7 protein-coding genes are annotated in these 6,920 nt (G+C 75.3%); 2 read left to right on the plus strand and 5 right to left on the minus strand.

The window, feature by feature from the left end:
• Window positions 1-175: 175 nt before the first annotated feature.
• The gene (locus tag P1P75_RS38125) at window positions 176-841 is read left to right on the plus strand and encodes a PASTA domain-containing protein (protein ID WP_319264053.1); all 666 of its coding nucleotides are present in this window, start codon (window positions 176-178) and stop codon (window positions 839-841) included.
• Window positions 842-883: 42 nt separating this feature from the next.
• Here the strand turns inward: P1P75_RS38125 and P1P75_RS38130 are convergent, their stop codons facing one another.
• The 5 genes from P1P75_RS38130 to P1P75_RS38150 form a co-directional block, all read right to left on the minus strand.
• The gene (locus P1P75_RS38130; RefSeq protein WP_319264054.1) at window positions 884-1,771 is read right to left on the minus strand and encodes an oxygenase MpaB family protein; all 888 of its coding nucleotides are present in this window, start codon (window positions 1,769-1,771) and stop codon (window positions 884-886) included.
• A 133-nt stretch (window positions 1,772-1,904) separates the two neighbouring features.
• Window positions 1,905-2,582, minus strand: a complete 678-nt coding sequence (locus P1P75_RS38135; RefSeq protein ID WP_319264056.1) for a hypothetical protein — start codon at window positions 2,580-2,582, stop codon at window positions 1,905-1,907.
• Complete coding sequence (locus tag P1P75_RS38140) at window positions 2,579-4,219, minus strand: protein kinase (protein ID WP_319264057.1); 1,641 nt, start codon at window positions 4,217-4,219, stop codon at window positions 2,579-2,581. Before P1P75_RS38140 ends, P1P75_RS38135 begins: the two co-directional genes overlap by 4 nt.
• Before the next feature lie 226 nt (window positions 4,220-4,445).
• Entirely contained in the window at window positions 4,446-5,660 is a 1,215-nt protein-coding gene (locus P1P75_RS38145) for an MFS transporter (protein ID WP_319264059.1), read from the minus strand.
• A complete protein-coding gene (locus P1P75_RS38150) occupies window positions 5,657-6,247 on the minus strand; it encodes an XRE family transcriptional regulator (RefSeq protein WP_319264061.1) in 591 nt (196 codons plus the stop codon). Before P1P75_RS38150 ends, P1P75_RS38145 begins: the two co-directional genes overlap by 4 nt.
• Between P1P75_RS38150 and P1P75_RS38155 the strand changes: the two genes are divergently transcribed.
• Entirely contained in the window at window positions 6,246-6,803 is a 558-nt protein-coding gene (locus P1P75_RS38155) for a GNAT family N-acetyltransferase (RefSeq protein ID WP_319264062.1), read from the plus strand. The two genes, P1P75_RS38150 and P1P75_RS38155, sit on opposite strands and share 2 nt — an antisense overlap.
• Window positions 6,804-6,920: the final 117 nt, after the last annotated feature.

Here is a 6,920-nt window from a genome sequence, read left to right on the forward strand (position 1 = left end):
CGAGGGCTCCGTACGGCGAGCGTCGCGCCCGGACCCGGCCCGGGCCCGGGACCGCGTACGGGCGGCGTGAGGCGGCTCCGGGCACGACGCTCGCCGTACGGAGCCCTCGACTTCACGATTCCTTCACGAGTGGTCTACCGTGTCCGGTCTGTACTGGCACCACTCGGGGGATTCCATGCGCAATCGCCTTGTTCTCACTGTTCTGTTCACCGCTGCTGCCGGCGCTCTGACCGCCTGCGATCCGGCTGCGGACTCCGCCGCGAAGACGCCGTCCGCCGCGCCCGCTTCCAGCACGGCTGCCCCGGCCCCGGCGACTCCGACGGCTTCCGCCTCTCCTGACGGCAAGGTGGCCGCCGACGTCAGGGCCACGCTGCCCGACTTCGTCGGCATGGGGCTCCAGGCGGCACAGGACAAGGCCCAGGAAATCGGCTTCTACGGGCTGACCTCCCACGACTCACTCGGCCGGGACCGGATGCAGGCCTACGACCGCAACTGGAAGGTGTGCAGCCAGAACGTGAGGGCGGGCACCTCGGCGTCCACCGGCACGACGCTCGACTTCGGCTCGGTGAAGCTGGACGAGACCTGTCCGGACAAGGAGCAGGCGGCACCTACCGCGGCCGGCGGGAAGATGCCCGACGTGCGCGGCAGGTCCGTGAAGGCGGCCCGCGCCGCCCTCGACGGCGGCACGTCGATCACGGTGAAGGACGCCTCGGCGGAGGACCGTTGGGTGCTGATGGAGAGCAACTGGAAGGTCTGCACCCAGAATCCGGCCGCCGGGACCGCCCTCAAGGGGCAGCCGGTGACCTTCACGGCGGTCAAGTTCGGCGAGAACTGCACCTGAGCCGCACCGGCGACGAGTCCGCCCGACCCCGACACCGGTACGTCAGACCGGCGAAGTGATCGCGGCGCTGCGGGCCGGCACCAGGGCCCAGCGGATCGCCGCCGTCATCGCGGCGCCGAGCGGCCGGACGCACAGGTGGTCGACCACGGCGAGCCGCGGGAGGCGCAGCTCGGCGGCGGCCCAGTCGGGCAGCAGCGACACGGCGTTGGCGGCCAGCACACCGTAGGGCAGGCGGGCGACGAGCGGGACGGGCGGGCGCAGCAGGAGGAAGCGGGCGGCGTCCAGGGCCTCGGGCGTGGCCCGCAGCTCCGGGCGGTACGCCGACAGCCGCGCCGCCAGTTCCCTTCTGGTGCGCGGCGGATCGGGGATGCCGAGGGCGACGGCGATCCGTGCCGTGTCCTCGACGTATCCGTCGCACTCGGCGTCCGACAGCGGACGCAGTCCGTAGCGCTGGTGGGCGCGGAGGAAGCTGTCGACCTCGGCGACGTGCACCCAGGCCAGCAGACGCGGGTCCGAGGCACGGTACGGCTCACCGCTCGCGGTGACCCCCCGGACGCGTTCATGGACGGCGCGGACCTGGTCGCAGGCCCGCTGGGCGTGCTCGGCGGTGCCGTAGGTCGTGGTGGCGAGGAAGGTGCTGGTGCGCTGGAGCCGGCCCCACGGGTCGCCGCGGAAGCCCGAGTGGGCGGCGACGGCCGCCATGGCGAGCGGGTGCAGCGACTGCAGCAGCAGGGCGGACAGCCCGCCGACGAACATCGAGGCGTCGCCGTGCACCCGGCGCACGGGCCGCTCGGGTCCGAACCAGCGGGGACCGGGCGTGCCGTGGATGAGGGCGCGATTGCGGGCACCGTCCGGCCCGGCGACGCGTGTGAAGAGGCCCTGCCCCAGCCACATGCGCGGGTTCGGGCCGCCCTTTCGGACCGTCGTCATGGCTGCCGAGGCCTCCTTCCGGCATGACGGGAGGCGGAGGATCGTGACGTCCGCCCCTCCTTTGTACTCCTGCCGGGAGCGGTTCAGGGCCGTCGGATCAGCGGCAGCCGGATTCGGATCGGCGGCAGCCGGATCAGGGGCAGTCGTACACGAACCCGACCTCGGCCGACCGGCGCTCCGGCGACAGCAGCCGCAGCTCCGCCACCGCGGTGTGACGGCCCGGCCCCTGGAAGCTCCACAGCAGCTCGATCCGCACCTGCCGCTGTCCCCGGGCGACCGTGGTGTGCCGTACGTCGGAGGAGGTGCCGTCGCTGCGCACCCACCGGTAGGAGAGCGTGCCGGGCCGGCCGTCGGTGCGGACGACCCCGACGATGCCGGCGGTCGTGTCACAGCCCAGGGTCTCCCGCGCGGCCGTCACCGAGACCTCCCGCACGCCCACCTCCGATGCCGAGTGCTGCCGCCAGAACAGGAAGAGCACGGCGGCGACCAGCACGAGCGCGGGCAGCGCGTGCCGTTGCGGACGGCGGCGCGGTGCCGGGGGAGTCACGAGCGTGGGCGGCGCCGGATGCGGGCGGCGGGCGATGGCCGCGGTCACGCCGGGCCCGAAGCGCAGGACGGTCGCGTCGCCGGGAGTGGCCCCGGTGTCGACGACGACGGTTGGCGCGGGCGCGGGCGCGGGCGCGGGGTCGGGTTCGGGACGCTGGACCCAGTGACTGGCCAGCACGGTCGCGCTGTACTCGTCGTCCCCGGAGTCGGGTCTCGACGGGCGGAGGGGTTCGGGTGCGGGCGGGCCCCCGTCGGGGATGGTCATCGGAGTTCACACTGCCGGGTCAGGAGCTGCTGGGAGGCACCGTCGTCGGCGGAGGCGGGAGCGGTGCCGGCCTGGACCGTCCAGTAGCAGCCGGTGCCCCGGAAGGCGTGGTCGACGGTGAACGAGTACTGGGTGGCACCGCTGTGCCGCGTCGTCGACGGTGTCCCGTCGCCGGCTCCCGCCTGGCCCGTGGTGTTTCCCGTGAACCAGCCGACGGTGACGGAGACCGGGCCGGTGCCGTCGGTCGTCACGGTGATCGTCGCCGTCGCCGTGCCGGGCCCGGTCTGCCGGAAGCCGGTCACGGCCACGTCCTTGACCGCGGGCGGCGCCGGAGGAGGGGCGGAGGTGCCGGTCGTCGCGGTGGGCGAAGCCGACGCCGTCGGTTCCCCCGTCGTGGTGGCCGTACCCGTAGCGGGCGTGGTCGCGGAGGCCGAGGGAGCGACGGACGCCGTCGGCGGGGGAGCGAGGCTGCCGGACGAGGCGGTGGCGGGCGGTGTGGACGTGGGCGTCGCCGACGGCGTCGCGGTGCCGGCCGGCGCGGTGCCGGTGGGCGTGCCCGGCACGGCGCTGGTGGTGGCCAGCACCCGCCCCGCCTCCCGGGAGGCCGCCGCCGCGTCCTCGCCGGCGCCGCGCGCCGCGAGGATCGCCACGAGCACGACGGCCAAGGACACCGCGAGCCCCGGCCAGGTCGGCCGCCACGGACGCAGCCCCGAGCGGCCCCGCGTGAACACCGTACGGGCCGTGTCCGTGGTGGCGTTCGGTGCCTCGCGGGCGGTCGGGAGCAGGAACAGGAGCAGGGCGACGAGCGCGGCCAGCCGACCACGTCCCCGCTCCTCCCAGTCGCTCCCGTACGCCGCCACGGCGACCGCCTCAAGCTCCGCGACGAACGTCGCCGCGTCCGCGGGCCGGTGCTCAGGCGACTTGGCCAGCCCGCGGCCGACCAGCGGGCGCACCGCCTCGGGCACCTCCGCGACCGGGATCGCGCCCTCGACGTGCTGCAGCGCCAGTTCGGCCAGGTGGTCGCCCGCGTAGGGTCTGCGCCCCGTCAGGCACTCGAAGAAGGTGGCCGTGGCGGCGTACACGTCCCCGGCGGGTGAGGCCGGCGCACCGGTCCACTGCTCCGGGGCCATGTAGGCGGGCGTGCCCGCGATCCCGGCCCGCACACCGGCGTCGACCGCGATCCCGAAATCGACCAGCTTGGACACGCCCTCGGGCGAGACCAGCACGTTCTCCGGCTTGTAGTCCCGGTGGACCACGCCGGCCCGGTGCGCGTCGGCCAGCCCGAGGAGCGAGCCCTTCAGGACGACCAGTGCCGCCTCGGGCGACAGGGAACCCTGCCGGGCCAGCGCGGTCCGCAGGGAGACGCCGTCCACCAGTTCCATCACGATGGCGGCGCCGTTCGTCGCCTCGACGTACTCGTAGAGACCGGCCACGTGCGGGCTCCCCAGCCCGGCGAGAAGCTGTGCCTCGGCACGGAACCCGTGCACGAAACCCGGCCGCGTCCGCAGCGCCTCGCTGAGGTACTTCACCGCGACCGGCACGCCCGTCGGCTCATGGACGGCGAGCACCACCCGCCCACTCGCCCCGGACCCCAGTTCCAGCGACTCGGAGTACCCCGGTACCGCCCATGCGTTCATCGCCGTCCCCCAGCCCGCCCGCACCACGCGCTCGATGCCGTGTCCCCGAACATCGGGCCACGCGGACGAAGACACGTTTGCGGCCAGTGCGGTTGCAGGACGGCCGCACCGGTCGTCCCGCGGCGGCCCGGCCGCCAGGAGTCACGCATCAGTGCGGGCGGGGTCGGCCCGGTCATCGCCGTCGGGCTGAGCGGGGACGGTGACGCCCCCCGCCGGAACTCTTCGGTCACCGGGGGGACGGCGCCGGGCGGGTGTCGCGGGCGGCGCCCGCCGGATCCGGCTCCCCGGCGCGGGCGGCGGTGACGGCCGCGGCGGTGAGGAGGGCGGCGAGGGCCGTGAGGGCCGTGCCGCGCGGGCCGAACGCGTCGAGGAGCGGGGCGGTGGCGGCCGTGCCCAGCGCGCCGACGGCGAAGTAGAGGACGAGGTAGACGCCGGTGAGACTGCCGGAGCGGTCGGGGTCGACGGCGACCACGACACTCTGGTTGGCGGCCTGCGCGGCGAAGCAGCCCGCGTCGAACAGGGCCAGCCCCAGCACGGCCCGGACCGGGTGCGGGAAACCGGCGGCCAGGACCGCCGTGCCGAGCGCCGCCACGCCCATGGCCCCGACGATGACCCGGCCCGGTGTGTACCGGTCGACCAGCCGGCCGGTGAACGGCAGCGCGGCGAACCCGAGCAGCCCGGCCAGGCTGTACAGGCCGATCGCGGTGGCGTCGAGCGAGTACGGCGGACGCGCGAGCGTCAGCGAGAGGGACACCCAGACGACGTTGAAGGCGAAGTACCACAGGCCGCCGGTGACCACGGCACGGCGCAGCGGGCGGTGCCGCCGCAGCAACGGCGCCAGTGCGGCGAGCGCGGCCGGATATCCGTCCCGCGGGCCGGGGTGGTCGCGGGGCAGGAACCGCCAGGTGGCGAACGCGCCGAGCAGCGCGAGCCCGGCGAAGACCAGCAGCATGCGGCGCCAGCCGAGGAGGTCGGCCAGGCTCCCGCCGGCCCAGCGGCTCAGCAGGACGCCGGCCGACAGACCGGTGGCGACCGTGGCCATGGCCGTGCCGCGCCGGCCGGGCGCGGCGTACCGGCCCGCGATGGCCCCGGCCTGCGCCGCGACCCCCGCCATCGCGCCGATGAGCAGACAGGCGGTCAGCAGGACCGGCGCGTTGGGCGCGGCGGCGGCCAGCGTGAGCGCGGCGGCCAGGACGCAGAGCTGCACGCCGACCAGCCGGTGCGGGGCGATCCGGTCGGTGAGGGGCAGCAGCAGCGCGAAGCCCGCCGTGCAGCCGACGAGGGTGGCCGTCGGGATCAGCCCCGTCGTGGCCGCCGACAGTGCGAGGTCGTCGGCCACGTCGGTGAGGGCGGGCTGGAGGGCGTAGTTGTTGGCGATCGCCGTGGCCGCCGTGCACGCGAGGAGCAGCGTGCCGTACCGGGGGAGGGCCGGGCCGCTCACGGCCGGTCGGCCTGGGCGCGGATGACCACGTACCGGCATTCGGCGTCGCCGTCGTTGACGAAGGTGCAGGGTGCGGGCTCGCCGAGTTCCACGGTGTCGCCGGCGCCGAGGTCGTGGACGGTGGCACCCTCGTGGAAGGTCAGCCGTCCGTCCAGCACCCACACGACCTGCCGGGCGAACGCGAAGGACGCCGCCGGGTACGACACCCGAGCCCCGGCGGGGAGCCGGATCTCCGCCGTCTCCACGGGGAAGCGCGGCCCGGTGATCTGCCGGCGCCGGTAGCCGGTGTCCGGGTCGCGCCACTCGCTCGCCTCGTCGTGCCGGCGCACCGCGCCCGCGCCGTCGGGCCCCTGCGGCTCGCCCTCGGCCAGTGCCAGGAGTGAGGAGACGCTGAGCCGGAACGCGGCGGACAGCTTGCCGAGCACGACGGCGGTGGGGCTGCTCTCGCCCCGCTCGATCCGGTGGATCATGGCCCGGGAGACCCCGGAGGCCTCGGCCAGCCGGCTGAGGGTCCAGCCGCGCCGCTCGCGCTCGGTGCGCACGCGGACGGCGATCCGCTCGACCAGGGGATCTACTATGTTGGACATGGTGCCAATATATGAGAAGCGCGAGGTGGTGAGGGTCCGTCCGGCGACGACGGCCGACGGCGAGGCGATCCGCGCCATCCGCAACCACGCCGTCGCCACCTCGACGGCCCTGTGGACCGACACCCCGCAGTCACCGGCCGACGCCGCCGCCTGGCTCGCCGTACACCTCGCGCGGGGCTCGGCGCTCGTCGCGGAGACCGGCGGCCAGGGCGGCCACGGCGGCCGGGATGGCGAGAGCGGCGAGATCCTCGGGTTCGCGGTCTACGGCCCGTGGCGCGACCTCGACGGCTACCGCCACACCGTGGAGAACTCCGTCTACGTCCGTGACGGCAGCCAGGGCCTGGGCATCGGCCAAGCCCTGCTGGGCGCCCTCGTCGACGCGGCACGCGCGGCCGGGCACCACAGCATGATCGCCGGTATCGAGTCGGGCAACGCCCCGTCGGTCCGGCTGCACCGGCGGTTCGGGTTCACGGAGGTGGGCACGGTGCGCGAGGCGGGACTGAAGTTCGGCCGCTGGTTCGACCTCACGCTCATGAGGCTGGCGCTGGAGGACTGAGCGCGGGGCGCGGACGCCTCGGCGCACGCGGGGCGGGCGTGCGCCGAGGCGCCGGGCCGGTTTGCCGGCCCGAGGCGTCCTGGGGAGCGGTCCGAAGGGAGGGGGCCGGGGTGATGG

It is taken from the genome of Streptomyces sp. ID05-39B (genome assembly GCF_033794725.1).
GTDB classification, from domain to species: Bacteria; Actinomycetota; Actinomycetes; order Streptomycetales; family Streptomycetaceae; genus Streptomyces; species Streptomyces bobili.